Source organism: Litchfieldia alkalitelluris (assembly GCF_002153425.1).
In the GTDB taxonomy this organism is placed as follows: Bacteria; Bacillota; Bacilli; order Bacillales; family Salisediminibacteriaceae; genus Evansella; species Evansella alkalicola.
Map to the genome: position 1 here is coordinate 485,383 of NZ_KZ119600.1, position 13,723 is coordinate 499,105.

Genomic DNA, 13,723 nt, shown 5'->3' on the forward strand with positions numbered 1-13,723 from the left:
TTTGGAAAGGGGACAGGGATTAAAATGATCCAGTACAGTGAGGTGGTTTCCGTTTAGGCGGAAACCCATCAAAAGGTGGGGCCGCGGATTCTCGTGGTCCCATTTATAATTTTCTGACTTTTTATGGATAATGATATTAATTTAATATATGATAGACTTGCGTACATTTTAGGAAAAGAACAAATAAAGCAAGTGAAAGGGGTGTTTTTGATGGACAATTTAAAAAGTTGTGGGTACGTATGGCTTACATTTTTAAAGGAGGACGTCAATGCAATACAAAAATGGAAAAGAGGTAATTCCCCATAGCTTGCTAGCTGAATTGCAAAAGTATATTCAAGGTGAACTTGTGTATATCCCTAAGCAAGCTAATCAGCGAGTTGGCTGGGGAGAAAGCAATGGATCTCGCCGAATTATAAAAGAAAGAAATGAAGAGATTTACCGATTATACAAGGACGGTTGCTCTTTACAAGAGCTAGAGCAGAAATACTGCTTATCCGCAGATAGTATTCGGAAGATTATATATAAGATGCGTTCTAGTTACGAGAAGCGCGATCATGATTATTAATATAAGGAAGAATCGAACAACCAATTAGGTATTTAAACTAGTTGGTTGTTTGATTCTTTTATATGGTGAACACGGTTAGAAACTAATAAAAAAGTACATATGTGTTTATGGAGCACCACCATTGGACGTCCTTAGTAAACCGTGTTAATGTGATTGTGGAATAAATAGGTTAGATAAAATTTCCTTAAGGGGTGGTCAGTCTTTGGAAATCTGGGATATATATGATAAAGATAGGAACTTAACTGGAAAAACGATGATACGTGGTGGTTCCTTTGATAAGGGAGCATACCACTTGGTAGTGCACGTTTGTATTTTTAACCAAAAAGGTCAGATGTTAATCCAACAAAGGCAGCCTTTCAAGGAAGGTTGGTCTAATATGTGGGATCTTACTGTTGGGGGAAGTGCCGTTGCGGGAGACTCTAGTCAGCAAGCGGCAGAACGTGAAGTACTCGAGGAAATTGGGTATGAAATAAATCTGCAAGGGGTAAGACCGTCCTTAACGATTAACTTCGACAATGGATTTGATGATTATTATTTAGTTGAGGAAGACGTGGATACGAGCAAGTTGGTGCTTCAGCCAGAAGAAGTCCAGGGCGTAAAATGGGCGACTAAGGACGAGATTATGGCAATGATCGATGAGGAAGCATTCATACCATATCATAAAAGTTTAATTGAGTTGCTGTTTGATAGTCGGAAGTATATGGGGAATCTTAAGCAGGACCAAGATTCCTAAATTGTTCTTGAATATGCCAATCGTTGTTAGGTGGTTTTTGGTGAATAGATCTTAAAATGGTATGAAGGGACCTGGTCCCGCACAAATTTATGAACTTTATTGTGATGTTCACAGAAAGTTGCGGGACCAGGTCCGTGACAAAAGTGGTTTGACATTTTCTGGTTCAAAGTATAAAGTGAACTTAACGAAAGACGGAAAGGGTGAACCGACGACAATGAAGTACTAATCCTATTTTTCAAAGATCGTGAATGGAAAAGATATGTTAATTAGCAGTTTTGATGCTGCTTATTTGACGTACCTTCATTCGGATTCTTCAGAATAGGATTGTATTTCTATAGTTGAACGGAACAAACAAAGGAGTTTTTCTATACTTCTTTTTGTCGTCCACCTATTTGTATGCCTCCTATTCTGAATGAGATAGGGGCATTTTTTTGTCCCTGAAAATATGAACAGGGGATGATCTAATGGTTTTACTTGAAGCATTTCAGCTAAAACAATTTGTGAAGGACCGTATGCTTTTTGATATACCAGAATTACTTATTCATAAAGGTGATCGGATTGGATTAGTGGGAGCAAATGGAAGTGGAAAAACCACTTTGTTGAACATTTTAGCTGGCAAATTAACGCCTGAAAAAGGCAGTGTCACACCTCATGTCCAGATAGAGCTACTACCTCAGTTGAAGAGAACCGATTCGACGAAAAGTGGTGGGGAAGTAACACAGGAATATATTAACCAGGCATTTATTAACGATCGAGGAATATTGTTTGCGGACGAACCTACGACACACCTTGATACAGAGCATATGGAATGGTTAGAAAAGAAGCTGGACCAATGGCAGGGAGCATACGTGATTGTTTCCCATGATCGAGCATTTCTTGATGCAACTATTAAAACGATTTGGGAAATGGCTGATGAAAAAATAAAGTTTTATAAAGGGAACTACACTGATTTTTTGGAACAAAAAGAGCGGGAAATCAATCATCAAAAAGCAGAGTATGAAAAATATGAATCAAAGAAAAAGCAACTGGAGGACGCTTTAAAATTAAAGGAGCAAAAGGCAGAGAAAGCAACTAAAAAACCGAAGAAAGTAAGTAAATCGGAAGCGAGAATAACTGGTGCAAAACCTTATTTCGCGAAAAAACAAAAAAAGCTCCAAAAGACAGGAAAAGCCATAGAAAAAAGGCTAGAACAATTAGAAAAAGTGGAGAAGGTGAAAGAGGGACCCTCAGTAAAAATGGCCGTTCCTAATCAGGAGTTAATTAAAAACCGAATAATACTTCGGGTGGAAAAAGTGGAAGGGAAAATTGGGAATGGGAAACGGAACCTTTGGAACAAAACAAGCTTCTATGTTCGTGGAGGAGATAAGCTTGCTATTATTGGCCCTAATGGCAGTGGAAAAACTACCTTATTAAAGAAAATACTGAACCAAGATGAACCTGGTATCACGATTTCTCCTTCAGTAAAAATCGGCTATTTCAGTCAGAACTTATCCATTTTAGATGTGGAAAAAACAATCTTAGAGAATGTCAGTTCCACCTCCAAACAAGAAGAATCTTTCATTCGTACAGTTCTGGCTCGACTTCATTTTTTCCGAGAAGATGTTTATAAGTTGGTTGGAACGTTGAGTGGTGGGGAGCGGGTAAAGGGAGCTCTAGCAAAAGTATTTGTCAGCGATATAAATATGCTTATATTGGATGAGCCAACAAATTACCTGGATATACAAGCTGCGAGCGCATTGGAATCGTTGTTAAAGGAATATGAAGGGACGTTATTGTTCGTTTCCCATGATCGCAGGCTAATAGAAAGTATCGCGACACGAGTTTTAACAATTAATGATGGTAAGATAGAAGTGTTTGAAGGGACGTATCACGATTATAAAAATAAGCCGGTGGAGACTAGAACACGAGATTCGAAGGAAGACGAGCTTCTTGTCATACAGACGAAAATCTCAGATGTGTTAAGTCGCCTTAGCCTAGAACCATCGGAAGAATTAGAAAATGAATTTCAGTCACTGTTGAAGGCGAAAAAAGCTCTAACGGATGGGGACAGTTCTCAATAGCCAAATGGTATAACAAAATAAATTGGGGGGACGCCAAATGAGGTCGTCCCCATAAATTTTTTACATAACTGCAACTTTTTAAAACAGTCATACGTGGTTACAGTGAAAGGGGGAGAGGCCTTTGGAGATCGATGATATGTATCAGCTGTATGTAAATGATTTATATAGATACCTGTATTCCCTTTCCAAGGATCATTATGTGGCGGAAGATCTTGTTCATGAGACGTTTTATCGTGCCTTTCTCCACATGGATGAAGCACATGTGAATATAAAAGCTTGGCTGTTCAAGGTTGCGTATCATGCATTTATAGATTTTATTCGGAAAAATAAGAGGATGATTATTAGTGATCAAGTTACGGACGGCCAAATCCATGAAAAGGCCGAACCTATTGAAAATTCTCCTGAAAGCCAGTTGCTTGAAAAAGAAAGCTTTCAATTATTACTAAATGACATTCATTCCTTAAGAGAAAATCAGAAAAATGCTTTGTTACTCTGTGATTTTCATAAACTCACGAACCAAGAAGCTGCAGAAGTACTAGATATCAATATTAATACTTTAAAAAGCCACTTACTGCGTGGAAGGGAAAAGATGGTTGAAAAAATACGGAAACGGAGGGAAAAGGATGAAAGAGAACGATAATGATAAAAGGTTGAATAAGGAAGAAGAGGATTATCAGTCTATTTTAAAGGAATCGATTGAGGAATTTGAAGAGACGTATAAGCCTTCAGATGAAGTACAAAAGACCATTATTCGAAAGGGAAAAAATCAAGCACTCCTTACTACTATTTTTATCAGTTTAGCGGTCCTTTTGCTTATTATTCCAGTGATGACTTTATTAACGTATATCTACTATGGTGGTATTAATGGGAAAGCGAATACAGAAATTGAAGTGGCAGCAAACCTTATTTATGTTACAGAACCAAATATGCATCTTGAAAAAATGAGAATTGAAGATGATATTGGATTTTTCTCCATGAGCATTCATTTTGATGTTTTTAAAAGAATAGGAATGGAAGATTATCGGGTTGGAGATTATGACATAGATTATTTCCTTGATCGTCCAAGTTTTCCACAGAGGAATTTATTGCTGGAACGCCCGCCAGAAAACATCCCGCAACCAGAAACGGAATTCTTGTTTCACCCAGACGCCTATGTACCTTATGATCGGGGAGGGGAATGGAACATATTAGAGGGACTGCCAGATGGAACGGTGTCTGAGGTGTATGTTTCATTTACTGAAATGATGGAACCAGATGAAGTGAAGCGCATGTTTGGTCGAGATGTGGAAGTCAGATGGCTTGCAGTAAATTCAGGACAAGAGGGCAGGCAAAGGGATATTAACGGCTTACCCATAACGCCACTTGGTTATCCGGCGCAAATTGATAGAACCACTTGGTCACCATTTAATGGGCGTAGTAAAAACGAAGATGTATTTATTGAAATTCTAGAATTGCTGCATGAAAATGAGGAATCTGCAACTGTACTTGCTCGTGCGAAATCCCTTGCCCTAGAGGAGAGGTTGTCTTTCATTAAGGAAAACGGCATTGAGGTGTACGGTGCCGTCATTACAGGGCCAACTCCTGAATTACGTGAGGTGCAAGACATTGATGAGGTGAGAGCAATTAAAGTAGGGGAAGTGAAGCTATGGAACTGGAAATGAAGAATAGAAGATTAGGCAGTGGTGGATCTGGAAATGGTGCTGGCGGTGGGGTAGGTGGTTCAGGTTCGAAGAGAAAGTTTACGACTGTGACCGGATTTCTGTCGTTTCTGTTGGCATTAATCGCATTAGCAATAGTCAATATCTCCTTTTTAACTGGATTTAATGGAGATGGTGCGTTGTTTAGTTTTTTCTATATTTCATTATTGGGCTTCTTTCTAGGAATCGTAGGGTTGTTTACAAAAAAGAGGTCTCGTCTATTCGCAATCTGGGGTTTTTTCCTCAATTTGTTTGTGGTTATCTTCCCGTTCTTGATGTTTATCCTGGCATATACCATCAATGCTACGCCTTGATGGGGAGGGGTAATCTAGGGTATCGGTTTTGCGACAAAAGAGAAGCTCAGAAGTGTAACTTTGTCGTTAGTCCATCAATCTAACGACAAAATAGAAATTCACAGAAGCAACTTTGTCGTTAGTTCATCAATCTAACGACAAAACAGAAGCTTAGAGATGCAACTTTGTCGTTAGATGCTCAATCTAACGACAAAACGGAAGTTCAGAGATGTAACTTTGTCGTTAGTTCATCAATCTAACGACAAAAAAGAAGCTCAAAGAAGCAACTTTGTCGTTAGCTCATCAAACTAACGACAAAACAGAAGTTCAATGATGTGGATTTGTCGTTAGTCCATCAATCTAACGACAAAACAAAAGCTCAAAGATGTCAATTTGTCGTTAGATGCTCAATCTGGCGACAAAGCGGAAGCTCAGAGCTGTAACTTTGTCGTTAGTTCATCAATCTAACGACAAAACAGAAGTTCAAAAATGCTAATTTGTCGTTAGTTCATCAAACTAACGACAAAACAGAAGCTCAAAGATGCAACATTGTCGTTAGATGCTCAATCTAACGACAAAACGGAAGCTCAAAGCTGTACCTTTGTCGTTAGCTGCTCAATCTAACGACAAAACGAAGTTCAAAAATGCTAATTTGTCGTTAGGTGCTCAATCTAACGACAAAACAGAAGCTCACAGCTGTAACTATGTCGTTAGTCCATCAATCTAACGACAAAATAGAAATTCACAGAAGCAACTTTGTCGTTAGTTCATCAATCTAACGACAAAACAAAAGCTTAAAGATGCAACTTTGTCGTTAGTTCATCAATCTAACGACAAAACAGAAGCTCAAAGATGCAACATTGTCGTTAACCTCCATATCTAACGACAAAACAAAAGCTCAGAGCTGCAACTTTGTCGTTAGCCCCCATATCTAACGACAAAACAAAAGCCAATAACAAAAATATGTCGCTAGCCATCAAGCTAGCGACATAACTCCCATCACTCCCAACTACCTATTCAAATAAATCACGATATTTTTCAATAACATCTTCCGTTAAGACCCCAGCTTCGTAAAAGTGATTCGCATAGACGTGTATCATCATTTCATTTTCTTCCGTAACAACAACTTTCCACAAAACACGGTTAATAATATCAGCCATTGTATGAGGATCTGCGTACATTGTATTCCATGCGCGAACTTGCAACATTAAATCATCGCTCAAAGCAGCCTCTTCGACTTCACCTAATGGAAGTGGTTCTTCCTGCTCTGAATAAGGAGTTTCAAAGACATCAGTGTAAATGAACGTTATTGGGTTATATTCTTCAAGGCTATATGTAAAACGCATATTACCAAATGAAACAACGGCCTCTTTGTCCGACAAAGCCAATGTTCCGTTTTCCAACTCAATTTTTTCCGAAAAAGCTTTCACCTTACATGTAACATCAGGTGTTATCAGCCAGTAGTTATAGTCATGGGGAAGTTGTGCGATATAATCAGTGAACGTGGTTTCTTCCAACTTCTCCTCATCGTTCAAAGTTAAGTAGGACGCTGGGCGGTAATAATATACAGCCTCCAAATCCTTCATTGCAATTGTCCATTCAGCATCTGGGCAATCAAATAGCACTCTCAAGGCATAGCCACTATCGAATTTCTGGAGTTCATGATAAACGAACCACTGACCAACTTGCAATGGAGCATCCGATTCTTCGGACAGAATTTCCTTGAAAGTGAAATGGATATAAGCCTTTGTTGTAAAACCGCCGTCTGTGTTGATAAAAAGATGAAGGGTATCTTTTGTTCGCGATATTCGATCGATTTGGGTGTCGTGCAATCCCTCTGACAAAACCTCCTGAACCGAAGCGGGAAGGGAGCTGGCTGCTTTCTCCGTTTCGGCAGCGGCTGCGTCTAGAACTTTCTCAAAATCCTTTTCTCCATCACGTATCCAATTTAAATAATCTTCCCGCACTTCTGTAGGTAACGTTGGTTGATTTAAAGATCCATCCTCCACGTAACGGTGGAAGCGAGAAGGGATAATTTCTAGTAATTCCCTCTTAACTTCGTCTAACTCTCCCTTTAAACGGGTGCGAATGTCCTCCCCTTCTTCCTTCGCCTCTCTTAGTACGATTTCCCACTCTTCATCTGATTCATGGATTGGTAGAAGATTAATCTTTAAGAACTGATCCTTCGCTTGCTTTGATAGATTCCACATTATTTTTCACCTCAGGGGCTAATTTGTGTTGCAAAAATCAATTGGTAAAATTGTTGTATTTATTATAATCTTTTTATTCTGAAATGGTATAATTTGTGGGTAATAGTTTAGGAAACTCATAGGGGTTGGTGCATCACTTCCACTTACAGAGAGGAGGTGAGTGCCTATGGTGACAACAGCCGAGGCGTTATCGTTGATGATAACATTTGGGATTTTGATTGTCGCTGTATTATCTTTTCATGAAAAAAGATAAGCCCCGTAGTCATTGAGTTAGGGCTCAATGGGGAACTTATCTTTACCCTTGTGCCAATCCCCTTTTTTAGGGAACTGAGCTATTACACGACCGTTAGTGTATCCAGCACTAGCGGTCTTCTTAATATATGTTTTTACAACATCATTATACCCTTTTTGAATAGGATTGAAAACATATAATCATTGACAAAAAGGGTATTCCGATCTATTATCGTGAATTTTCAGACAATTAAATGTACATTCGTGCCTTTTTATTATATATTTGTATTAATTTACCAAAGGGGTGATGTTCTTGAGAGTATTTATCATTTTTATTATCTGTTGTTCGTTCTTGTTTGCATGTGTGCCAGAAAATAATGTTCAGATGAACGTTGACTATCTACTATCACATTCGGATAAATATTATAACGTTTTTATTGTCGGTGATCACAATGTATATGAAAAGTTTGTAGAGGTTAACGATGAAAAGAAACTAACAAAGTCTTATTTGGTAGCAACTTCGATGGAAGACATACAAGAACGCTTACCTAGTTTATCTTTAGAAAGTTATCCAACCTTCTATGCCTTTGATACAAAAATGCTTGTGTATAGCACGACTGACTTTGATGAATTCATCGCATTTCTAGAAGAAAGTAAAAATAAATAGACCCCGGGAATAAAAGTGTTTTAACATATGAAAAATCCGAACATTCGATTCAGGGACCTGGTCCCGCACAAATTTATGAACTTTCCTAAGAGTTCACAGGAAGTTACGGGACCAGGTCCCCATCTTTTCATCTCTATACTTCACTATTTGGGATGAAGTACTCCGTTAATTTTTTTGCACTGACAAGTGATAATGGGAGAATAATAGCAAAGTTACTAATAAAATATAAAAGACTCCAAACGTTGACCAAAGGAATAAAGTAATGAAAAATAAAACTATTTACTCGTAATAGAATGAAAAACAGAACTATAAATAGTATCCAAAATAATATACTACTTCTTTCCATGAGAATTTTACCCTCCCCATTTTTATATATTTTTCTCCGGTACAATCTTATGCAAAGCTTTATCATCTACAGTTGTTTCAATGATATCAAATCCGTGTTTCATTTTCTTGTATTTAGCCATACTGTGGATTAAGCATTAAAAAAAGGCGTATCCAAAAAGATGAATACGACCTTAACTTAGATTTTAACAGAAGTTATCCGTTGATTTAGGATTCTTCAATCCGAATAATGGACGAATGAAGAGTGCAACATATGTCCCGATCATTGCAAAGATCATCCAAACCCAACCGTGTACACTGAATGATGCAATTCCACCGAAATAAGCTCCAATGTTACAGCCGTATGCAAGCCTCGCACCATAGCCCATTAAAAGTCCACCGATTAATGAAGCCAAGATGATTTTAAATGGGATCTTCTTTTTAAAACTTAGGATTCCGCCGGCAGCAGCTGCCATGAATGCACCAGTAATCACTCCAAAGTTCATGACACTAGTAGTTTCATGAAATACTGATTGTTCAAGCTGAACTGCTCGGGCACCAGACCAGTATCCCCATTGCAAAACATCGATACCGATAAATTGAGCAATCTTTGATCCCCATAGGGCAAATGCGCCAGTAACTCCCCATGGAGAACCACTTACCATTAAAGTCAAAGCGTTAAACACGGCTAAAACAATTGCTGCTGCCCATAATGGCCAAGCACCGCGAATAATTCTTTTCCAACCCTGTGTTGTAGGAAGTGCCGCCATTCTTGGAGAACGACGTTTCTTAGATACATAAATAGTTAATAAAATGATTCCGCCGAAGATTGCCAATTGTAAAAGCCATGCACCCATAAAGCCTAACCCTGTACTTTCAGCTAATGAAATAGGAGGTAGGTTAGGTGCTGTTACTGTCCAGAATTCAAAATGCCATGCACCGAAAACGGAACCAATAATAAAACCTATTAAAACAATAATCGCTGATGTTCTTCCTCCACCAATTTGGTACAATGCGCCAGAAGCACATCCGTTTCCAAGCTGCATGCCGATACCAAATAAAAATGAACCGACGATGACACTAGTTCCAACTGGTGAAACATATCCAGACGGATCTACGCCAAAAAATCCGATCCCGAAATGTAATATTGGAGCAAATAATGTTATTGCGACTGCTAACATTATCATATGGGCACGTAATGCTTCCCCATTCCCGACTGCCATAAAGCGGCGAAAAGCAGATGTAAATCCAAAACGTGCGTGAAAAAGTGTGTACCCTAAAATTAGTCCAAATGATAACAAGATAAACATTTGTAAACCAGCTATTGTATAACTGACGATACCTAAAATGATGAATGCAATAATACCAATGATAAATTGACTTTTCTGCATGGGTGGTAACGGCGTTTCAGTTTGTACATTCGTAGTTTGTTGGTTTAAATTCGTTAAAGCCATTAAAAAACACCTCTTATCCTATGAAAATAATCGGAATTACAAAGAGTAGTATACTTCATATATTGAAAAAAGTAAATATTATAGTTCACCCAAATGTGCTCAATAAAAAAGTCCGCCTGCATATAAGAGTTTAGGCTAGAGCGTGCATAAATAGATCCAGTCTGAAATTAACTCGTCCAAGTATTGGAAGATTATGCTAATATGAAACTAATTAGTATTTACATAGAGTAAAATTAATCTTCGAATTAGGAACGCGACTGATAAATTCAAAAAATGGAGGCAGGAGGTGACCGTATGAAGAGGGGATTGATTCTGGGGATGATCCTCGTCCTATCATTTTTGACAGCATGTTCAATGATTGGGAGATCGTGTCCAGACGGTGAGATCGAGTGGGTAGATACTCTCATGTTGAACGACGTTAATTACACAGGTGAGGACGAAGGCTTTTCTAATGTAGACAACTTAAAGGAAGGATCGAAAATTGGAGAAGTTGAATTCATGCTTGCGGATAATGCCTGCTCCAACCACCGTTTGCGAAATGGCGATGCAGCATTTTTGCCAGTAGGTACGGAAGTATTTGAGATAGTTGGCTATGATCCTACATTTAGGGTTTTCGCAAATGGAAGGCTTTATCAGGTCCGCGAAAACGAAAATGCTGATACTATTCGTGATCTATATGATATTGAGGGTAGGGTACAAAAGCTCAGTCTAGAAAGTACTTATGATGGACGACAATTGCTAGATTTCACACAGGATGAAATGGATGCGTTTATCGAGGATTTTCTCACTCTTGATTATGTGGGCTTTCACCAAATCTATGAAAGAATTAGTACGAGTAATAGTACATTTTTACGAATCCACCTCGATGACGGGACATCGTTCAGGATTAGCTATTGGTTAGATGAAAATGCGCTGAATCCAGGGGCTTATGGAACAGAGCGCATGAAGACGATTATAGAAAAAAATGTTAGGTGAATGGGCCAGCTAGTAGGGTTCAAAGAGATCCCTAGAGGCCATGCCTTTCAAAGGATGTGGTATAAGTTGATGAAAGCTGCCATATTTGATTTAGATGGAACGTTGTTAAATAGAGATGCATCAGTAAAGGACTTCATTAACAGGCAGCATGATAGGTTAAGTGAGCAGTTAAGGCACGTCGATAAGGATCGGTACATCTCAAGATTCATCGAGCTTGATCAGCGTGGATATGTTTGGAAAGATAGCGTTTATCAGCAATTGGTCCAAGAATTTGAGATAAATGAAGTAACGTGGCAGGAACTGCTTGACGACTATAAAAGTGAGTTTAAGAATCATTGCATACCTTTTGAGAACTTAACATCAATGTTGGAAAAATTGAAGCAGCATAACTTCCAATTAGGAATGATAACAAACGGTTATGGACAATTTCAAATGGATAATATTGAAGCTTTGAATATAAAAAAGTATTTTGATGCTATTTTAATATCTGAATTAGAACAGATAAAGAAACCGAATCCTCAAATTTTTAAAAGAGCACTTGAAAGGCTTGAAGTTTCAGCGGAAGAAAGTATATTCGTAGGAGATCACCCAGAAAATGATGTTAAAGCTGCAAAAAACGTTGGAATGATTGGTGTTTGGAAAAGGGACCATCAGTGGAATGAAGAGGAAGTTCATGCAGATTATATAATAAGTGATTTAGGGGAAGTACCATTATTTATAGAGCGGGCTTAAAGGATATGCTACTACTGAAAGTACATGAAAGTGCTAAGAGTTGCGATGCGCGACTCTTTTTTTTGTTTCTGCGTTAATAAAAAAGATATAAGCATAAGGTGCACCATTAAAATCCTTATCATTGCAAAATTCAGAATAATACTAGGAGGAAAAATAATTTCTCTTCTAGTAAAAATGGACTATACTTAATGTGTAATAAAATCAAATTTTGTCGTTTGGAATTCTTGTAAAGTAAGAAGGTGAGTCATTGAATATATTATTTTATTGTATTATTTACTTAATCCCAGCGTATATCTATATTTTTTGGGCTGGAATCATTTATAGTAACAACCGCCATAGTCAAAAACATATTACATGCAGTCTGATGTTTTTGTTCGCTTCTATGTGGTTTTTGGGTGTTTTTACGTCGCTACTGGTTTTTCCGGATCATTATTATCCGATTACAATATATTGGATTAATGGCTCCATAACTATTGCGTCTTTATTATCTCTTCATCTATGGCTAATGAATGCCAACATGTACAATAAGAAAAATGGGCAGTATCTCAAATTATTATTTCTACCTGGGCTTCTAATGTTAGCAACGATTCCTATTGATTCCTGGATGTTGCGTGGTGACGAAATAAGTACCACCGAGTTTATGTTTATTCCTGGACCAGGCTTGTATTTATTATGGTTAATCCAATTTTCGTACCTAATAGTTAATCTTATATTAACAAGAATTGAAATGAAAAAAGGAAACGAGGCTGCAAAGCTATGGTTTAAAGGAATAACCCTATTTTTTGTTTGGACATTATCTACGTTAGTCGGGGGCTTAATTCTACAAGATACTAATTTTTATTTCATCGCTTACTTTATCCCGCATGGTGCTTTATTTTGGATGTATACAATCTATCTGAGTATGTCGAAGTATGATTACTTATCGTCTTACGAGAATCGCTATAATATCTTATTTGAAAAATCACCATTGGGAATTCTTATCCTAGATGAAAATGCTACTGTATTGGAAGCGAGTCCATTAATGTCAAAATATATAGGGGTAGAAAGACAGGAGCTTATCAATTCTTCGATATTAGCATTTGTAGACGGAATTGATAACGAAGATTTTCTGGAAAGTCACCATTACTATTATGAAAATCAAATAAAGCTGTCAAACAAAGAACTTACTTTTGTCAATAAATTAGGGGAATCCATAACTATACTTGTTGATTCTGATTTTATTATGACAGAAGGACAATTACTTCAGTTTGTCATGGTGAAAGATATTACGGAAGCGAAAGTGAAAGAAAAGAGAGTTAAATACTTGGCATACCATGATATATTAACAGATTTGTTAAATCGAGCTGGATTTGAAAAACATATATCAGAATTACTAAGTGATAAAGAAAAGTTTGACTTTGTTTTGCTAGATTTAAATAAAATGAAGCAGATTAATGATACACATGGGCATCAAGCTGGAGATCAAGCCATTCAACATGTTGCCTCCCTTTTAAGAAAAGTGATGAATGATAATCATCCTGTTGCTCGATTAGGTGGAGATGAGTTTGTGCTTCTACTTGATCCTAATAAAACGGGTGATGTGATTAAAAAAGTACGATCACAGTTTGATACTCCATTGAAACTCGCAAATAATCAACAAATATTCTTATCTGCTAGTATTGGTGTTAGTCATTATCCGTCTGATGGTGAGAATATGGACCAACTTTATAGTGTAGCAGACAAACGAATGTACAAAGATAAAGAGCAAACAAAAGAAAAATAAAGCAGAAACATGAAAAGATT

At 37.6% G+C, this 13,723-nt stretch carries 13 protein-coding genes; 11 read left to right on the top strand and 2 right to left on the bottom strand.

Going from position 1 to position 13,723, the window contains the following annotated elements; translation table 11 throughout:
- Nucleotides 1–268: 268 nt before the first annotated feature.
- From BW724_RS02390 to BW724_RS02415, 6 genes are all read left to right on the top strand, one after another.
- Nucleotides 269–565: a CD3324 family protein gene (locus BW724_RS02390; RefSeq protein WP_088073499.1), complete on the top strand. Its 297-nt coding sequence runs from the start codon at nucleotides 269–271 to the stop codon at nucleotides 563–565.
- A 202-nt stretch (nucleotides 566–767) separates the two neighbouring features.
- Nucleotides 768–1,298 carry an NUDIX hydrolase gene (locus BW724_RS02395; RefSeq protein WP_205160354.1) on the top strand — a complete coding sequence of 177 codons (531 nt, stop codon included), beginning with the start codon at nucleotides 768–770 and terminating at the stop codon, nucleotides 1,296–1,298.
- Nucleotides 1,299–1,762: 464 nt separating this feature from the next.
- On the top strand, nucleotides 1,763–3,358 hold the full coding sequence (locus BW724_RS02400; RefSeq protein ID WP_088073500.1) for a Vga family ABC-F type ribosomal protection protein: 1,596 nt from the start codon (nucleotides 1,763–1,765) through the stop codon (nucleotides 3,356–3,358).
- Nucleotides 3,359–3,479: 121 nt separating this feature from the next.
- The gene (locus tag BW724_RS02405; RefSeq protein WP_088073501.1) at nucleotides 3,480–3,998 is read left to right on the top strand and encodes a sigma-70 family RNA polymerase sigma factor; all 519 of its coding nucleotides are present in this window, start codon (nucleotides 3,480–3,482) and stop codon (nucleotides 3,996–3,998) included.
- The gene (locus BW724_RS02410; RefSeq protein WP_088073502.1) at nucleotides 3,982–5,019 is read left to right on the top strand and encodes an anti-sigma factor; all 1,038 of its coding nucleotides are present in this window, start codon (nucleotides 3,982–3,984) and stop codon (nucleotides 5,017–5,019) included. The genes BW724_RS02405 and BW724_RS02410 overlap by 17 nt, the downstream gene beginning before the upstream one ends.
- Nucleotides 5,004–5,369, top strand: a complete 366-nt coding sequence (locus BW724_RS02415) for a hypothetical protein (protein WP_235848875.1) — start codon at nucleotides 5,004–5,006, stop codon at nucleotides 5,367–5,369. The genes BW724_RS02410 and BW724_RS02415 overlap by 16 nt, the downstream gene beginning before the upstream one ends.
- A gap of 992 nt (nucleotides 5,370–6,361) precedes the next feature.
- Here the strand turns inward: BW724_RS02415 and BW724_RS02420 are convergent.
- Complete coding sequence (locus BW724_RS02420) at nucleotides 6,362–7,558, bottom strand: DUF4085 family protein (protein ID WP_088073503.1); 1,197 nt, start codon at nucleotides 7,556–7,558, stop codon at nucleotides 6,362–6,364.
- Between the two features lie 166 nt (nucleotides 7,559–7,724).
- Between BW724_RS02420 and BW724_RS24430 the strand changes: the two genes are divergently transcribed.
- Complete coding sequence (locus BW724_RS24430) at nucleotides 7,725–7,811, top strand: putative holin-like toxin (RefSeq protein ID WP_417891456.1); 87 nt, start codon at nucleotides 7,725–7,727, stop codon at nucleotides 7,809–7,811.
- Nucleotides 7,812–8,102: 291 nt separating this feature from the next.
- Nucleotides 8,103–8,456: a hypothetical protein gene (locus BW724_RS02425; protein ID WP_088073504.1), complete on the top strand. Its 354-nt coding sequence runs from the start codon at nucleotides 8,103–8,105 to the stop codon at nucleotides 8,454–8,456.
- A 530-nt stretch (nucleotides 8,457–8,986) separates the two neighbouring features.
- Here BW724_RS02425 and BW724_RS02435 read toward each other — a convergent pair.
- Nucleotides 8,987–10,234: a YeeE/YedE family protein gene (locus BW724_RS02435; protein WP_088073506.1), complete on the bottom strand. Its 1,248-nt coding sequence runs from the start codon at nucleotides 10,232–10,234 to the stop codon at nucleotides 8,987–8,989.
- 294 nt (nucleotides 10,235–10,528) lie between these two features.
- Here BW724_RS02435 and BW724_RS02440 point away from each other — a divergent pair, with 294 nt between their 5' ends.
- The 3 genes from BW724_RS02440 to BW724_RS02450 all read left to right on the top strand — a co-directional run bounded on the left by BW724_RS02440 (nucleotide 10,529) and on the right by BW724_RS02450 (nucleotide 13,703).
- Nucleotides 10,529–11,209, top strand: a complete 681-nt coding sequence (locus BW724_RS02440; protein WP_088073507.1) for a hypothetical protein — start codon at nucleotides 10,529–10,531, stop codon at nucleotides 11,207–11,209.
- A 66-nt stretch (nucleotides 11,210–11,275) separates the two neighbouring features.
- Nucleotides 11,276–11,941, top strand: a complete 666-nt coding sequence (locus BW724_RS02445; protein ID WP_088077620.1) for an HAD family hydrolase — start codon at nucleotides 11,276–11,278, stop codon at nucleotides 11,939–11,941.
- Nucleotides 11,942–12,188: 247 nt separating this feature from the next.
- A complete protein-coding gene (locus tag BW724_RS02450; protein WP_088073508.1) occupies nucleotides 12,189–13,703 on the top strand; it encodes a sensor domain-containing diguanylate cyclase in 1,515 nt (504 codons plus the stop codon).
- Nucleotides 13,704–13,723: the final 20 nt, after the last annotated feature.

Excerpts from the sequence above, each read along its gene's own strand:
- BW724_RS02390 (WP_088073499.1), top strand. The coding sequence starts at position 269 with ATGCAATACAAAAATGGAAAAGAGGTAATTCCCCATAGCTTGCTAGCT.
- BW724_RS02400 (WP_088073500.1), top strand. The coding sequence starts at position 1,763 with ATGGTTTTACTTGAAGCATTTCAGCTAAAACAATTTGTGAAGGACCGT.
- BW724_RS02410 (WP_088073502.1), top strand. The coding sequence starts at position 3,982 with ATGAAAGAGAACGATAATGATAAAAGGTTGAATAAGGAAGAAGAGGAT.
- BW724_RS02415 (WP_235848875.1), top strand. The coding sequence starts at position 5,004 with ATGGAACTGGAAATGAAGAATAGAAGATTAGGCAGTGGTGGATCTGGA.
- BW724_RS02420 (WP_088073503.1), bottom strand. The coding sequence starts at position 7,558 with ATGTGGAATCTATCAAAGCAAGCGAAGGATCAGTTCTTAAAGATTAAT.
- BW724_RS24430 (WP_417891456.1), top strand. The coding sequence starts at position 7,725 with ATGGTGACAACAGCCGAGGCGTTATCGTTGATGATAACATTTGGGATT.
- BW724_RS02435 (WP_088073506.1), bottom strand. The coding sequence starts at position 10,234 with ATGGCTTTAACGAATTTAAACCAACAAACTACGAATGTACAAACTGAA.
- BW724_RS02440 (WP_088073507.1), top strand. The coding sequence starts at position 10,529 with ATGAAGAGGGGATTGATTCTGGGGATGATCCTCGTCCTATCATTTTTG.